Source organism: Paraburkholderia sp. PAMB 6770 (assembly GCF_057748135.1).
Map to the genome: position 1 here is coordinate 3177097 of NZ_CM173238.1, position 15230 is coordinate 3192326.

Genomic DNA, 15230 nt, shown 5'->3' on the forward strand with positions numbered 1-15230 from the left:
CGCCAGGCGCGGCGGCGGCATACCGTCACCATTTTCCGGACCTCCGGGAGGACCATGGACTCATTGCCGCTCGTCGAAGCGGGCCTCGACGCCGCCGATCTGCAGGCACTGCGCCGCGCGAAGCAGAGCCTCGAACACCCGGCGCTGGCGATGAAGCTCGCGGGCATCGTCGGCGCGCCGCTTGAAAAGCTGCTCGCGCGCCTGCCCGGCGCCGCGAACGACAAGGTTGCCGAGGCCACCCAGCTTGCGTTGCGCAAATGCCTGCAGATCGCCCGCCGCACGCTCGGACGCACCGCCTCGGCCGACCCGGCCCCGCCGGCGCCGGACAAACCCAGCAATCTGCTGCACAAGTTCGCGGTCGCGACCACCGGCGCGGCCGGCGGCGCATTCGGCCTCGTGGCGCTGCCGGTCGAACTGCCGGTAACGACCACGCTGATGTTCCGCTCGATCTGCGACATTGCGCGCAGCGAAGGCGAGGATCTCGGATCGATCGACACGCAACTGCAGTGTCTCGCGGTGTTCGGCATGGGCGGCATCGCGCCGGCCGACGACGACGCCGACTACGGCTACTTCATCATGCGCGGCGCGCTCGCGCAGGCGGTGTCGAAGGCGTCCTCCGAAATGGCGACGAAGGGGCTCACCGGGCATAGCGCCACCGCGCTGCTGCGGCTGCTGAACACGATCGCGGCGCGCTTCTCGGTGCAGGTGAGCGAGCAGGTGGCGGCCAAGTCCATTCCGGCGATCGGCGCGGTGCTCGGGGCGATGGTCAACACGGTGTTCATGGACCATTTCCAGGCGGTCGCGCAGGGCCACTTCACCGTGCGGCGACTCGAACGCATTTATGGCGCGGAGCGCGTGCAGACCGCCTATCAGGCCATCGACGTCGCCGGCGACGCCTGAGCGCATCCCGCGGACTGCCGCACGAACGTGGCCGCGGCGTCGAGCGCCTGGCGCGCCTCGGGAATGAACGGCGCGAAAATCTGCCAGACGTGCGGCATCTTCGTCCAGATCTGCAACTCGACATCGACGCCCGCCGCTTTCGCATTCGCGGCGACACGCCGCGCGTCGTCCAGCAATACCTCGGTGCTGCCCGCCTGGATGAAGAGCGGCGGCAACCCCTGCAGGTCCGCATAAACCGGCGACGCGTACGGATGCGTCGCGTCCGCGTCGCCCAGATAGACCCGTGCCGCCCGTCCGATCGCCGCGCCGCTGAACATCGGATCGGCGCCGTCGTTGGTCTGCAGCGTGGCGCCGCGCGCCGCGAGATCGGTCCACGGGGAGAACAGCAGCCCGCCGGCAGGCAGCGGATCGCCCGCGTCGCGCAATGCAACCAGCGTCGCGAGCGCGAGGCCGCCGCCGGCGGAGTCGCCCGCTACCACGATCGATTCCGGCGGCGTGCCGGCCGCGACGAGCAGACGATAGGCCGCCAGCGCGTCATCGAGCGCCGCCGGAAAGCGGTGCTCGGGCGCGAGCCGGTAATCGACGGAGAACACCGGCCCACCCGCGCGCGTGGCTAGCGCGAAGACCAGCGGGCGGTGCGAGCGGGGCGAACAGAAATAATAGCCGCCGCCATGCAGATACAGCAGCGTGGGCGAAGCCGGGCGGCGACCGCCCGACGGTTCGAGCCATTCGCCGCGCGGCGCGTCCCCGGGACCGTACTGCTCGCGCAGTTGCCAGCCGGGCGGCACCTTCGGCGACCACACGCGTTTCGCGGTCAGCGCCCGCGCGCCCGCCACGTTGATCTCGGGCCTGAGCGTGGCCGGACGAAACTGCCGGCGCAGATACCAGCATGCGAGCGCACTTTGCCAACTCATCGTGACGCACTCCGTCGAAAAGAAACCGGCATGGTACGGACGAGTTCCGGTGTGCCGCGCGCCCGTCGGGCTCAGTTGACCGGCCAGAGCTGACCGCGAATCTCACCGGCCGGATTCTGCTGCGTCTGAATGCTGAAATACCATTGCCCGTCCATGACATCGGCCACCTGACGCTCGTCGAGCGTCGCCGAGCCTTCGATCGGGCTCGACAGCGCCCCGGACGCGGACGGAATCTCTTCCTCCCCGTTTTGCCCGACGGGTGCCGGCCCATGAAAATGCGCAGCGGTCACGCGGCTCGACAGTCCGGTGTACGTGACCGTCCAGTGCAACACCTGGCTCGCCGTATCGAAGGTAGCATTCAGCATGCCATGGCCGTGGCTGACGCACGGCGGCACTTCGCTCGACGGCTCGAGATCCGCTTTCAGCGCGACGGTATCCGCGCACGCCACGCCGCACGCCAGCGCCGACAGACCGATCACCGCCACGAGGTTCCGCATCCCGCTCATCATTGTTGTCTCTCTCCACGCCGTGCCCGCCGCCGCGCGTGCATGAGGCGACGCGCGACGCCTCCCATACTAAGACAAATCCGCGACCGGACCGTTTCGGCACGGCGTATGCCGATCGATGCCGGGCACCGCGCATCCGCAGCGGAGCACCGGGCCTTTCATCCTTTTGTTATTAACGCACGACATCCGGCATAGGACATACCTGTCCTCTTTAACATTTAAAAATACACAATTGCCGGATTTACACCCAATCAACCCCTGCGAACGCGCTATGCTTCCAAAAGCGAGAAGTGACTTCTTCATCGAAGGAAGTCTCCAATCTTCAACGCGGCTTCGGCCGCGTTTTTTTTTGCATGATCGCGCGCCGCGTGCCGGCGCAGCAGCGTCCGCCCGGGCGACAACCCGGCGCGTCCGGGGCGCGGCGCGGCTCAGGCGAGCAGCGCCGCCTGCTCCTCGATGCCGTCGAGAATCGCCTTGCCCTTGCGCACCAGCGCGAGCCCGTCCGCGCGGCGGCGCTGCGGCGAGCGGCCGGCAAGCCCGCGGCGGTAATGTTCGAGCGCTTCCAGCAGCGGCGGATACTGCAGGACGCCCGCCGCCCCCGCGACGCGATGATGCCACTCCCTCAATGTGGCGAGATCGCTCTGTTCCAGCAGCGACGGCAGTGCATCGAAGTCGTCGCGCATCGAAGAGACGAACGAAGTGAGCAGCGCCTTGACGGTGGACTCGCTGCCCCACAGACGCATCAGGTAGTCGAGGTCCACCGGAACGAATGACTCGCCGGCCTCCTCCCGGGCCTCGGGCGCCGGAACCGGCGCGTCCGGCTGCGCCAGCGCCGGCTGACGCGCGTTGTCCGCGCCGAACCAGCGGTTCAGATGCTCGCGCAGCGTGGCGAGCCGGGTCGGCTTCACGAGCCAGTCGTCCATGCCCGCTTCACGGCAGCGGTTCAGATCCTCGGGCGCGGTATTGGCCGTAATGCCGAGGATCGGCAGGCGGCGCGCGCCGCCCCGTGCGGCCTCGGCCTCGCGAATGAGCCGCGCGAGTTCGTAGCCGGACAGGTTCGGCATGTGGCAGTCGGTGATCAGGCAACCGTAACGGGTCCGTTCAAGCTCGGCGAGCGCCTCGCCGCCGTGATTGACGACGTCGCATGCAAACCCCAGCAGCGCCAGTTGATGCCGGATCAGTTCCTGATTGACCGGGTGATCTTCCGCGACGAGGATCAGCCGGCCGCTCGCGATCGCGCGCTCGCGGTCCGGCGCCCCCGCCGGTGCTTCCGCCTCGACGCGCGCGCGCGCCGGCGCGTTCGACAAGCCGGTCAACGCGGCGGCGCATGCCGCGCCCAGCCCGCGCCAGGAAACCGGATTGACGCTCACCCGCACCGCGTCGTCGGCGATCCGGTAGCCGGTGGGCTTCGACTTCTCGGTGAGGCGAATCACCCGCGGCGCCCCGCGCCCGTCACCGCGCCCGGCCGGCACGTCCATCCCGTCGCCGGTGAAGATCAGATCCACGTCGCCCATCATTGCGGGATCGCGCAGCGCGGGCGCGCCGGGCGGCAGCGCGCGCAGCGCAATTCCGAGCGCCGCGCCGAAATGCACGAGCGCCTGCGCGATCCGGCCGTCTTCGTACACGACGACGCCGCGCCTGCCGCGCAGCGCGCTTGCCTTGTAATCGCGCTGCGCGACCGGCATCGCGAGCCGCACGATCATGCACGTCCCCACGTTCGGCGTGCTTTGCAATTCGAGCCGCCCGCCCATCAGCGCAACGAGCTTGCGGCAGATCGTCAGGCCGAGGCCCGTGCCGCCAAACCGCCGTGTGGTCGACGATTCGGCCTGGGCGAACGGTTCGAACAGGTGCGCCTGCACTTCCGGCGCAATGCCGATGCCGGTGTCTTCGACCGTCATTTCGATGGTCTGCGTGTCGCGGACGTCGTCCAGCACCGCGACCCGCACGTCGACCTGCCCGGCAGGCGTGAACTTGATCGCATTGCCGAGCAGATTGAAGAGGATCTGCCGCAGCCGCACGCTGTCGCCAAGCAGGCTGGCGGCAATCCCGGCCGTCACGTCGACCCGCACCTTCAGCCCTTTTTCGTGCGCGCGGCCGGCGAGGAGACCCACCGCGTTGTCGACCAGTTCGCGCAGGTCGAGCGGCTCCGACTCGATCGTGAGCCGCCCGGCCTCGATCTTCGAATAGTCGAGCAGGTCGTCCAGAATCTGCAGCAATGCGCCGGCCGACTCGTGGATCATGCCGAGCATCTCGTTCTGATCGTCGTTCAGGCGCGTGCGCTCCAGCACCTCGACGAGACCGAGCACCCCATTCATCGGCGTGCGGATCTCGTGGCTCATCATCGCCAGAAAGTCGTCCTTTGCGCGCGACGCCGCCTCGGCCAGATCGCGCGCGCGCGCGAGCTCGTCGGCGCGCGCGCGCTCGGCGCTCGCGTCAACCCAGTAGCCGCTCCAGAGCACGCCGCCGTCGTCCTCCTCGCGCGGCGCGAGCTCCGCCCGCCCCCACTTGAACCCGTCGGCCGCATGCGTGCGAAACGCGATATGCACCGGCGTGCCGCGGCGTGCCGAGCGCTCCAGCGCGGCGAACAGCCTGGGCCGGTCTTCCGGCCATACGAGGCCGAAATCGACCTGCTGGCGCGCCTGGGCCTGATAGGCGCGATCCCCGAGCAGATGCCGCAGGTCGCCGCCGAGATACGGAAACGAGTAGCCGCCCTGCGGGTCGCGCCGCAACTGGAACACGATGAGGGGCAACGAACGCGTGACGTCGAATAGCCGCCGTTCGTTCTCGCGCGCGAGCATTTCGGCGCGACGGATATCGGTGATGTCGACCATCGTGCCGATCAGATACGACGGCTCGCCGTCGACACCCCTGCACAGGTTTGTCAGAAACAGGCCATGCCGGTTCTTGCCGGACGGACCGGCGAACAGCAGCTCCGTCTGGACGGGCTCGCCGCGCGCGAAGATCTCCTGCATCACGCGTTCAAGTTCGACGCCGTTCTGCTCGCCCCACGCGCCGACTTCGCGGCCGGTTCGCCCGATCACCTGCTCGCGCCGCAGGCCGCACGCCTGCTCGTAGGCGCGGTTCACCGCGATGTAGCGGCCGTCGATGTCTTTTGCGGCGAGCGGGTACGGCACGGACTCCATCATCGACTGCTGGAAGTTCAACTGCGCTTCGAGCGCCCGCTCGGTGTTCTTGCGCAGGCGCATCTCGCGTTGCAGCAGCGTGTAGGCGCGCAACGTCACGACGAGGACGACCGCGATGCCGATCAGCAGCGGCAACAGCCGCACCGCCGTCACGCTCCAGACAACGCTGCTGTCCGCGACGCCGCGCACCCATTTTTCGCGAATGCGCTCCTTCTGCGCCGGCGGCATCGCGAGCAGCGCGCGGTCGATCAGACCCGCCAGTTGCGCGAGATCGGGCCGCACCGCGAAGCCGAGCGAATCGGCCTCGCCCACGGTGCCGAGAATCTTCAGCGTGCCGTGATAGGTCTCTTTCAATTCGACGTCGATCGCGGCAACGTTGCCGACGACCGCGTCGACCTTGCCGTCGGCGAGCAACGCGAGCGCATCGGGCAGATTCGGGACGACGGTGACGTTCGCGTCCGGGATGTGGTAATCGGCCAACGAAATCGAGCCCACCGCCTGCGCCGACAACGCGACACGGCGGGTCGAGAAATCGACGAGACCGCGCACCGCGGGTTCGTCCTCGCGTCCGACGATGACGAGCGGATAACTCTCGTAGGGGCGCGAAAACCATGCGCCCCGCAAACGCGGATCGTCGGGCGACGACGTTGCGAGCATCGCCACATCGCCGTGTTCGAAGGCGCGGATCGTCGCCGGCCAGTCGCCCGTTTGAGCGCGCACGAAGTGCACGCCGAGCGTCGCGGCGATGTAATCGAGATAGTCCGCCGCGATGCCGCTCATGCGGCCCACGCCATCGACATAGCTGAACGGAGGCCAGCCGGCGTCGAAACCGACCGTGAGCGGCGGCAGCGCGGCCAGCCACGCCCGCTCGTCCGCGGTCAGGAGGAGGCCCTGCGAAACCGGCGGCGCATCGGCGCCCGGGCCGAGCCAGTGGGTGACGATCTCGGCCTGATCGGCGGGCGGCATCGCCGCCAGCGCGCGATCGAGCCGGTTGCGCAGCGCAGTGCGATCGCGGGCGAGCGCAAAGCGCAGTTCGCTGGACAGCGCGCTGCTTTCAAACGCGATATGCAACCCGGGGAATGCGCGATGCGCAAGCGCATGACGTACCGCGGGCGTGAATCCGACGTAGGCGTCCGCATCGCCGCGCTGGAGTGCGCGCAACGCGGACGCCGTATCGGCGAACGTGACGATTCGCGCGCGCGGGAAGCGCTCGCGCAGAAAGTGTTCCTGCGCGAAGCCGAGTTCGACCGCGACGCGCGCGTCGGCCAGTTGCGCGATGTCGCGTATCTGGCCGACGCGCGCATTGACCACCACCGCCGTGGACGAGCGGAAATAAGGCGCAGTGAAGCTCAGATGATGCTGACGCTCGGGCGTGCGCGCGATGCTCATCATCACGTCGACTTCGCCGCTTGCGGTTGCCGCCAGCAGATGCGGCATATCGGGATACAGCTTCGGTTCGAGCGTCACAGCAGAACCAACGAGCGCCTGCAGATAATCGACGCTGAGGCCGCGCAAATGCCCGCCCTCGAACTGCTCGAACGGCGGCCAGCCGCTGGCGAGCACCCCCACCTTGAGCACCGGCGGCAGCGTATCGCCTTGCGCCGCCGACGCTTCGCCCGCGCCCGAGGGGCGGGCCAGCGCGAACAGCAGCGCAAACAGCGGGAGCATCCGCGCGACGCGCCACAGCAGATGCCAGCGCGCAGCGCGAACAGAGGGAAAGGACGGGCGGCGCACGATGCGGGCTCAGCGTGTCGTGACGGAATGCGCAGCCGGCTTGGCGCGTGTGGCGTCTTGACCGCGCGCGCCGCCGCGCATCAGCGAATAGGCGACGCCGGCAATGATGCTGCCCGCGAGCGGCGCCGCCCAGAAAAGCCAGAGCTGGTCGAGGGCCCAGTCGCCGACGAATATGGCGGGGCCCGTGGAGCGCGCCGGATTCACCGATGCGTTCGTCACCGGCAGCGCGACCATGTACACGAGCGACATGCACGCGCCCTTGGCAAGCGGAGTGGAAAAGCGCGAGCCTGGCGAGCGCGGCATCAGCAGATACGCCATCATCAGCGCGAACGACATGACCAGCTCGATGGCGAGCGCGGAATGCAGGCGGTAATCCCAGGGCGAATGGTCGCCGAACCCGTTGGCGCCGAACTCGCTGCCGGCCAGTTCGAAGCCGGGACGCCCGCTCGCGATACAGACAAGCAGTGCCGCACCCGCCACCGCGCCGACGGTCTGTGCGGCAATGTACGGCACCAGTTCGCGCACCGGGAAGCGGTTGGCCGCGGCGAACCCGACGGTGACAGCCGGGTTGAAATGAGCGCCTGAAATCCGGCCGAGGACGAACGTCGCGGTGGCGAGCGCCGCACCGAACGCCAGCGACACGACGAGCAGGTTGCCGCCCCGCTCCAGCGCGCCCGCATTCAGCACGACGCTGCCGCAGCCGATGAACACCAGCCACGCCGTACCCGCGCCTTCCACGACCAACCGCTTAGCCAGACTTGCCATTTCGTACCCGCTCCGAATCATCATTAGTGAAACCGGCCGCACGTCAACGCCGGAACCATGGCGCATTTGATCTGGATGCCGAATGATGTTCGAAGAGTTAAATATGGCCGCATCTGTCAAGCGCATGCAGCTTGCAAGTATCAGACAGGAACGCAGGGCCAGTAATCGGACAAGTCCGAAACTTTGAAGCTAACCTGACAATCCGGGCGACTTTTCCCTACGTAAATTCAGGTCAGACCCAATTGCTGCGCGTACCGGATCAGCGCGGCGTCCGAGTCGAGCCCCAGCTTGCGCATCGCGCTGCGTTTCTGGGTGCTGATGGTCTTGCCGCTGCGGTCGAGCCGCTTCGCAATCTCATGGATCGGCATGCCGCTCACATACAGGCGGAACACCTCCCACTCGCGCACGCTCAGTACGCCGGCGCGCGGCGGCGGGAGCGCCCCGGCATCGGCAAACATCCGCTTCACCCGTCTCGACAGATAGCTGTCGCCGCACACCGCCACATCGATCGCGCTGACCAGCGAGTCGAGGGTATCGCGCTTGTCGACGATACCGGCCACGCCCATGCAAAGCAGTCCAGACAATGTCGGCGGATGGCAGACCATCGTCAGGATGACGACGCGCGGGCGGTGGGGATAGCGCAGAATGCGCCGCAGCATTGCGGTCGCGTTGCTCTGGCCATCGAGGTCCGGCATGCCGAGATCGGAAACGAGCACGTCGCACGGGCAGGCGTCGAGCACCTCGAGGAGCGTGCGCGCGTCGCACGCTTCCCCGACGACGCGAACATGCGGAAGGGTCTCCAGCAGTTGCCTCACGCCGAAACGCACGCAAGCGTGATCATCGGCCACAACGACTCGAATAGACGGATTCATCTTGTAGTTCTGGAGAGGGTGACCGCCGGCCCCCGCACATCGTGCATCCCCAGGGCCCCGGCGCGTCGTTCAGGTTGTGCCGCGCAACCGCGCGGCGAGGGACGGCATCAGCACCGGGGTTGCCGGGTCGCGCCCGGAAGCACGCCGTGATCCACCACGAAGCGAAACAGGTCGGCATCGCACTGCAGCGACAGCTTTCTCATGGCTGTGCATTTCTGCGCGCTGACCGTCTTGACGCTGCGGCCGAGTCGCGCCGCGATCTCCGACACGCGCCGGCCGGCCGCGTAATGCGTGAGCACTTCGAGTTCGCGGGGCGACAGCAGGTCGCGCACAAAGGCGAAACGCCGCGCGAGCGTGGCGTCGGCCAGCAGCGTGCGCACGGTCGGCCCGACGTAATGTTCGCCGGCCAGCGCGGTGACGATCGCAACGTGGATCAGGTCGATCCGGTCCCGCTTGCTGACGATGGCGCCAACGCCGAGCGCGATGAGACGCCGCAGCGTGTCGACGTCGATCTCCATGGTGAGCACCACGATCGCCGTGCGCGGGAAGCGCAGCCGGAAACGCCGCACCATCTCGAAGCCGACGTCTGCCGCGCCACACGGCATGTGCAGGTCCATCACGACGAGATCGCAGCCGGCGGCCTCCGCTTCGTCGAACAGTTCGACGCCGTCGCTCGCGCGTCCGACGACCTCCAGGTGAGGCTGGCTTGCCAGCAGGTTTTCGACCGCCAGCAGCACGAGCGGGTGGTCGTCTGCGACAATCGCCCTGGCTGGCCTCTTCGTCTCAACCCTTCTGTTCATTCCCGCCACCCCCAGTCGATCGGACTGACATCGCTCGCCTTCCGCGCATCCGGTCTGCGCGACGCGTCTCGCGCAAACCGCTTTCGGACAATATCGGACAGCCTGGTTGCAACGCCATCCTATCCATCGTCTTCACGCATTATTTAGCTATCCAATTCAATGACATCAGATTACACCCTTGCCCTTCAGGTATGCAAACAGACCGGGATCATTTTTGACGCCGATCTTCTTCATCGCTTCCCGCTTCTGACGACCGATCGCGCGCACGTTGCGTCCGCGTGCCCGCGCAATTTCAGAGACCGACATCCCGCGCGCATACATTCCTACGACATCCAACTCGTTCGGCGACAGCGACGGCTCCACCCGACGATCGGACATTGTCCGGTCGTCCTGCCCGAGCCACTGCAGAATCGCCCCGCTGATGTACGCGCGACCCGCGTGGGCGGAACGCACGGCGGCGATCAGTTCGTCCATCGGGGCCAGTTTCGTCAGCAGGCCGACACCGCCATCGGCCATCAGCGCACGCAGAACCGGGATGTTCGTCAGACCCGTCAGCACCACGATGCGCAGGCGCGGCCAGTCGCGCTGCAGCCGCCTGATCAGCGGCAGGCCGTCGGCGGCGTCGCCGTCCGCGAGCGGCATGGACAGATCGGTGACGAGCACGTCGCATGCGGTGGCATGCATCGTCGCGATCAACGCGCCGGCATCCGCCGCCTCCCCGACGACTGCGATGTCGGCGCAACTCGCAAGTGCGGTCCTTACGCCAAGCAGTACGAACGGATGATCGTCTGCCAGCACGACTTGAAGCGTGGTCATCTTGTGTCTCCGGGTTCGCAGGGAAAAGTGGGGCGGTGCAGCGACGGCGTTTATGGAATCAACCCGCAGCGGGAAGGGGAATCGGAGAGTTCTGATTCCGCAGAGGCAAAGTGCGGATATGTCGATACAAGAACGCGTCAGATATCGAGCGAAGGATCGCAACGACGCTCGCGGGATCGCGCGGCGATCAGATGATTTCGCGAGTCTGTCGGAAATAGGCGCGGACAAACCTCAGCCAATGCTGAGTGGACGCCAGATATAAAGGAGAGGGTGCATCAGAAAGGGGGATGTGCTCGAACGGGAACCCGCACGAGACGCCGCGCTGCCTGGCCGGTTCCCGGCCGCTGGAGCGGCGATGGGGCGCCGCGCCCGGCTCTTGCAGCCAGCCAGGCGCACACGCGGACCATCCATGCCGTGCCGTGCCGTGCCGTGCCGTGCCATGCCGTGCCGTGCCGTGCCGTGCCATGCCGTGCCGTGCCGTGCCGTGCCATGCCATGCCATGCCGTGCCTTACCACGCCACCCCGGACCGCCGCGCACCGCAAGCCTTCCGCGGCACACCGGCGCCGGGCGAGCACGCCACAGGCGCCGCCCGCGCCCGGTGCTCAGACCGCGAGCGCGGGCGTGCCGTGCATCGACTCGACGCTCGCTCGCGCGGCGCCGGCAGAGGAAAGGCGAGCGTGTGCCGCGTCGGTGCGGAACACCGCGACCGCCGCGCTCAGACGGCGCGCCTGGTCTTCGAGCGAACCGGCTGCCGCCGCGGCCTGCTCGACCAGTGCCGCGTTCTGCTGCGTGACCTCGTCCATTTGCGCGACTGCGCGGTTCACCTGATCGATACCGGTGCTCTGCTCCGCCGCCGCCCCCGCGATCTCGCCGATGATTGCGCTCACGCGGGTGATCGCCTGCACGATGTCGGTCATCGTGGCGCCCGAGCGCTCGACCAGTTCCGCGCCGCTTTGCACGCGCCCGGTCGACTCGTCGATGACGCTCTTGATCTCCTTGGCCGCACCGGCGCTGCGCTGCGCGAGCGAGCGCACCTCGCTCGCAACCACCGCGAAGCCGCGCCCCTGTTCGCCCGCGCGCGCCGCCTCGACGGCCGCGTTCAGCGCGAGGATATTGGTCTGGAACGCGATGCCCTCGATCACCCCGATGATGTCGGCGATCCGGCGCGAATCGTCGACCATCTGCTGCATCGTTCCCACCACCTGCTGCGTCAACTCTCCGCCCTGCGCGGCGAGCGTCGATGCGCTGTCGGCGAGCGTGCTCGCCTGCCTGGCGTTTTCCGCGGTCTGCCTGACCGTCGAGGTCAGTTCCTCGATGCTCGCGGCGGTCTCTTCGAGCGAGGCGGCCTGCTCCTCGGTCCGCTGCGACAGATCGGCGTTGCCGGCGGCGATTTCGCTCACGCCGGTGTTGATCGAATCGGTTCCGTCGCGCACCGTGCTGACGGTCGAGGTCAGCGCGTCCTGCATCGTGCGCAGCGCGCTGGCGAGACGCCCCATCTCGTTGCTGCTCGTCGCGGCGATCCGCCCGGTCAGATCGCCGCCTGCGATCCGCTGGAACTGCGCGATCGTCGCATCGACCGGATCGACGATCGCGCGAACGAGCACCACGCGCGCCAACCACGACAGCACGAGGGCCGCCGCCATGCCGACCGCCACCGCCACGCTGATTGCGTAGAAGCGGCTCTGCGCCTGCGCGTAGCGTTGCGCGCCGCTTTCGATCTGCAACCGCTCGAGCTTCATCATCGCCTTCTGGTACGCGTTGTAGAGCTTCGGCAGCTTGTGGCCCTGCAGTTCCTCGAAGGTCGGACGGTCGCCGGATTTGAGCGCCGCCAGCGCCGGATCGACGCCTTCGTGCAGGAACGTGTTGCGCGCATCCTGCATGTCCTTGACGAGCGGCTGCGAGTCCGCATCGGCGCCCGTTTCGTTCAGGTAGTGCGCGAGCAGCTTGTCCGACGTCGCGAGGTAGTTGTCGGAGCGGCCCAGCACGGCTTGCGCGCCGGCCTGGTCGTTCAGCGCGGTGAGCGACGCGTACGTCGCGAGCGCGAGTCGCAGCCGCAGCAGTTGGCCGGCGCTGCCTTCGAGGTCCGCAACCGCCGGCGTATCGACCGTGTACATGTGCTGCAGCGACGCGTTGCTCGCGCGCAGCGACAGCAGCCCGGCAGCCGCGCCGATCAGCAGGACGATGCCAAAGAACGCCACCATGACCGTGAGGCATGCGCGGATCGACAGGTTTTTCAACATGAACTGGGTCTCCTTCGGCTAACGGCTGAACGGCGCGCGGCCGTCTGCGTGCGGACGGACCGGAACGCGGCGCGCTGAGCGGGTCCGCAGCCGGAATGACTTTTTTAAACGGACGCCATACACGGAAGGTCAACGGCAAAATTAAAGAGAACTTTAGTTTTTTGAATGCAAACCTTTATCTCTTGTGCCTTACCGGGCGTTGCGCGTTTTCGCGACTCACGCGAAATCCTGGATACTGGCGCCGCCTCCCCGCGCTTGACCCCGGGCACCGCCAGCGCGCTCACCGCAAGGTCGGTCGCGCGTCGCTGCGACGCGGCGGATATTTCGATGCCCGGGAGATGGCGCGGCGCCGCGACTTCGCGCCGGAGGGCGCCTCCGCCTTGCGCCGGACTTGCGGCCACCTTCCCGTTGGCGGACAGTAAGGGGGCCCCTGTTTCGTGGAGTGCCGCATCATGTACGAGATCGGCTCTGCGCTGCTCGTGTTCGTCCTGCTGCTGGCCGGCACGGCTGCAGGCGTCGCGATTCGCCCGTTGCTGCCGGAGGAGCACAAGGCGCATGAGACGGTGCAACTGGTCCAACTGGTGATCGGCATGCTCGTCACGTTCGCGGCGCTCGTGCTCGGGCTCATGACCACCTCGGCGAAAAGCAGTTTCGACAATGTCGGCAATGACTTTCGCGCCTATTCCGCGGACCTGATCCAGTTGAATGCGACATTGCGCGAATACGGGGCCGACGCCCGGCCGATGCGGCAGATGCTGCGTGCCTACACGGCCGCGGCCATCGCCAGCACGTGGCCGCAGGAGCCGCGTCCGCCGGGCGCGTACTACCCGGCGGACATCCCGGTCGAACAGAATTCGGACAAGCTCGAAGACGTCCGCCTTGGCAACATGCTGGACCAGGTGGGCGAGGCCATGCGCAGCCTCGCGCCTGCCGACCTCCTTCGCCAGCGCCTGCTCGCGCGCGCCTTCGTCCAGTTCAACCAGTTGGTCGATGCGCGCTGGAAGCTGATCGAGGAAGCGCACAGCACGATTTCGCAGCCGTTCCTGAAGATGCTGACGTTCTGGCTGTTCGTCATCTTTCTGAGCTTCGGCCTGATCGCGCCGCGCAATGCGCTTGCGCTCGTGACGATCACGCTCGGCGCGTTGTCGATCGCCTCGGCCGTGTATGTGATCGTCGATCTGGATACGCCGTTCACCGGTCCGATCGTGGTCTCCAGCCAGCCGATGCGCGATGCGCTCGCGCACCTGAGCCGCTAGCGACGCGCGTCAGCCAGCCACCATTTTCTCCCGCGCCCACGCCACCGCGGCGCGCGCGGGTGCGGTGCCGGTCAGGCGGACGCGCTCGGCCAGCTCGAACACGCGCGGCCCGATCTTCGCCACTTCGTCGAGCACCGCCTGTTCGTGCGCATCGCCCAGATATTCGCGCACGCAACTGATGATGCCGCCCGCGTTCACGAGAAAATCCGGTGCATAGAAAATGCCGCGCTGGTGCAGCGCGTCGCCTTCGGCGAGCGACAGCAACTGGTTGTTCGCGCCGCCGGCAATCACGCGGAAACGGCACTGTGCGGCCACGGCGACGGTAATCGCTCCGCCCAGCGCGCAGGGCGCGAATACGTCGGCCTCGACGCCAGCGATCTGCCGCGTGTCGACGACTTGCGCGCCGAACTGCTGTTGCGCGCGCATCGTTTTGTCCGCGTCGATGTCGGACACGATCAGCCGCGCACCCGCCCGATGCAGCCGCTCGCACAGATCCCAGCCGACCGACCCGAGGCCTTGCACCGCGACCGACAACCCGTCGAGCGATGCGCGTTCCAGCGCGGCCTCGACCGCTGCCGACAGCCCGACGAAAACGCCGTAGGCCGTGCGCGGCGACGGATTGCCGCCGTATGCATCGCCGACGCGCGGGATGCCGCTGACGAAGCGCGTCGCCGCCTGGACGGAGCGCATGTCGTCGGCGGTGGTGCCGACGTCCTCGGCGGTGATATACACGCCGCCCAGCGATTCGACGAGCCTGCCGAACGCGCCGAAGAGCGCGGCGCGATCGGCGGTGCGGGGATGACGCAGAATCACGGCCTTGCCGCCGCCGAACGGCAGATCGGCCAGCGCGTTCTTGAAGGCCATACCGTGCGACAGACGCAGCGCGTCGTTGAAGGCTTCATGGTCCGACGCGTATTCCCAGTAGCGGCAGCCGCCGAATGCGGGACCGCGCACGGTGCTGTACACGGCGATAACGGCCTGCAGTCCGGTTGCGGCGTCGGACGCTAACACGATGCGCTCATGCGCGGACTCGCCGTGCAGGTTGAAAAGCGTGCCAGCGGCAGTGGAGGTCAATCGGTCCATCTGGATTCCTTCCTTGTGGGCGGGGCTTCGGCCGACGCGCGAGCGGGTCGCGCGCAATACCGCATGGCCTCCGGATCGCGGCGGCATGCGGGTCGGGTCGGAAGCGGCGCCATTGCAGTTGCACTTCGCGACCGGACCGCCAGAGTGTAGGGGCCCCATGCAGGAGGATTGTGCCGTTTTGCCGGAGGGTTCTCCCCATG

The 15230-nt window shown here is 67.6% G+C and carries 11 protein-coding genes; 2 read left to right on the forward strand and 9 right to left on the reverse strand.

What is annotated here, in order from left to right; all coding sequences use genetic code 11:
• The first annotated feature begins 54 nt into the window (after window positions 1–54).
• Window positions 55–900, forward strand: a complete 846-nt coding sequence (locus AC3AP7_RS14325; RefSeq protein WP_475761869.1) for an EcsC family protein — start codon at window positions 55–57, stop codon at window positions 898–900.
• On the opposite strand, the gene AC3AP7_RS14330 is transcribed toward AC3AP7_RS14325, so the two are convergent.
• The 8 genes from AC3AP7_RS14330 to AC3AP7_RS14365 form a co-directional block, all read right to left on the reverse strand.
• Window positions 870–1814, reverse strand: coding sequence for an alpha/beta hydrolase (locus tag AC3AP7_RS14330; RefSeq protein WP_475761867.1), 945 nt, complete (start codon window positions 1812–1814; stop codon window positions 870–872). The genes AC3AP7_RS14325 and AC3AP7_RS14330 overlap by 31 nt on opposite strands.
• A gap of 71 nt (window positions 1815–1885) precedes the next feature.
• Window positions 1886–2320, reverse strand: coding sequence for a CHRD domain-containing protein (locus tag AC3AP7_RS14335; RefSeq protein WP_475767923.1), 435 nt, complete (start codon window positions 2318–2320; stop codon window positions 1886–1888).
• A 428-nt stretch (window positions 2321–2748) separates the two neighbouring features.
• A complete protein-coding gene (locus AC3AP7_RS14340; protein ID WP_475761864.1) occupies window positions 2749–7131 on the reverse strand; it encodes a transporter substrate-binding domain-containing protein in 4383 nt (1460 codons plus the stop codon).
• Window positions 7132–7206: 75 nt separating this feature from the next.
• Window positions 7207–7962, reverse strand: coding sequence for an aquaporin Z (gene aqpZ, locus AC3AP7_RS14345; protein WP_475767921.1), 756 nt, complete (start codon window positions 7960–7962; stop codon window positions 7207–7209).
• Window positions 7963–8189: 227 nt separating this feature from the next.
• Window positions 8190–8834, reverse strand: a complete 645-nt coding sequence (locus tag AC3AP7_RS14350) for a response regulator (RefSeq protein WP_475761862.1) — start codon at window positions 8832–8834, stop codon at window positions 8190–8192.
• Between the two features lie 107 nt (window positions 8835–8941).
• Complete coding sequence (locus tag AC3AP7_RS14355) at window positions 8942–9634, reverse strand: response regulator (RefSeq protein WP_475761859.1); 693 nt, start codon at window positions 9632–9634, stop codon at window positions 8942–8944.
• A gap of 165 nt (window positions 9635–9799) precedes the next feature.
• Window positions 9800–10450 (reverse strand): response regulator, encoded by a 651-nt coding sequence (locus AC3AP7_RS14360; RefSeq protein ID WP_475761857.1) that lies wholly within the window; start codon window positions 10448–10450, stop codon window positions 9800–9802.
• A 603-nt stretch (window positions 10451–11053) separates the two neighbouring features.
• Window positions 11054–12691 carry a methyl-accepting chemotaxis protein gene (locus AC3AP7_RS14365; protein WP_475761855.1) on the reverse strand — a complete coding sequence of 546 codons (1638 nt, stop codon included), beginning with the start codon at window positions 12689–12691 and terminating at the stop codon, window positions 11054–11056.
• 452 nt (window positions 12692–13143) lie between these two features.
• On the opposite strand from AC3AP7_RS14365, the gene AC3AP7_RS14370 reads away from it, so the two are divergent.
• Window positions 13144–13947, forward strand: a complete 804-nt coding sequence (locus AC3AP7_RS14370) for a bestrophin-like domain (RefSeq protein WP_475761853.1) — start codon at window positions 13144–13146, stop codon at window positions 13945–13947.
• A gap of 9 nt (window positions 13948–13956) precedes the next feature.
• Here the strand turns inward: AC3AP7_RS14370 and AC3AP7_RS14375 are convergent, their stop codons facing one another.
• Window positions 13957–15030 carry a Leu/Phe/Val dehydrogenase gene (locus AC3AP7_RS14375; RefSeq protein WP_475761851.1) on the reverse strand — a complete coding sequence of 358 codons (1074 nt, stop codon included), beginning with the start codon at window positions 15028–15030 and terminating at the stop codon, window positions 13957–13959.
• Window positions 15031–15230 lie beyond the last annotated feature (200 nt).

Coding starts and splice junctions, on each gene's coding strand:
- AC3AP7_RS14375 (WP_475761851.1), bottom strand. CDS start 15,030: ATGGACCGATTGACCTCCACTGCCGCTGGCACGCTTTTCAACCTGCAC.
- AC3AP7_RS14330 (WP_475761867.1), bottom strand. CDS start 1,814: ATGAGTTGGCAAAGTGCGCTCGCATGCTGGTATCTGCGCCGGCAGTTT.
- AC3AP7_RS14335 (WP_475767923.1), bottom strand. CDS start 2,320: ATGAGCGGGATGCGGAACCTCGTGGCGGTGATCGGTCTGTCGGCGCTG.
- AC3AP7_RS14370 (WP_475761853.1), top strand. CDS start 13,144: ATGTACGAGATCGGCTCTGCGCTGCTCGTGTTCGTCCTGCTGCTGGCC.
- AC3AP7_RS14325 (WP_475761869.1), top strand. CDS start 55: ATGGACTCATTGCCGCTCGTCGAAGCGGGCCTCGACGCCGCCGATCTG.
- AC3AP7_RS14360 (WP_475761857.1), bottom strand. CDS start 10,450: ATGACCACGCTTCAAGTCGTGCTGGCAGACGATCATCCGTTCGTACTG.
- aqpZ (WP_475767921.1), bottom strand. CDS start 7,962: ATGGCAAGTCTGGCTAAGCGGTTGGTCGTGGAAGGCGCGGGTACGGCG.
- AC3AP7_RS14355 (WP_475761859.1), bottom strand. CDS start 9,634: ATGAACAGAAGGGTTGAGACGAAGAGGCCAGCCAGGGCGATTGTCGCA.
- AC3AP7_RS14340 (WP_475761864.1), bottom strand. CDS start 7,131: ATGCTCCCGCTGTTTGCGCTGCTGTTCGCGCTGGCCCGCCCCTCGGGC.
- AC3AP7_RS14365 (WP_475761855.1), bottom strand. CDS start 12,691: ATGTTGAAAAACCTGTCGATCCGCGCATGCCTCACGGTCATGGTGGCG.
- AC3AP7_RS14350 (WP_475761862.1), bottom strand. CDS start 8,834: ATGAATCCGTCTATTCGAGTCGTTGTGGCCGATGATCACGCTTGCGTG.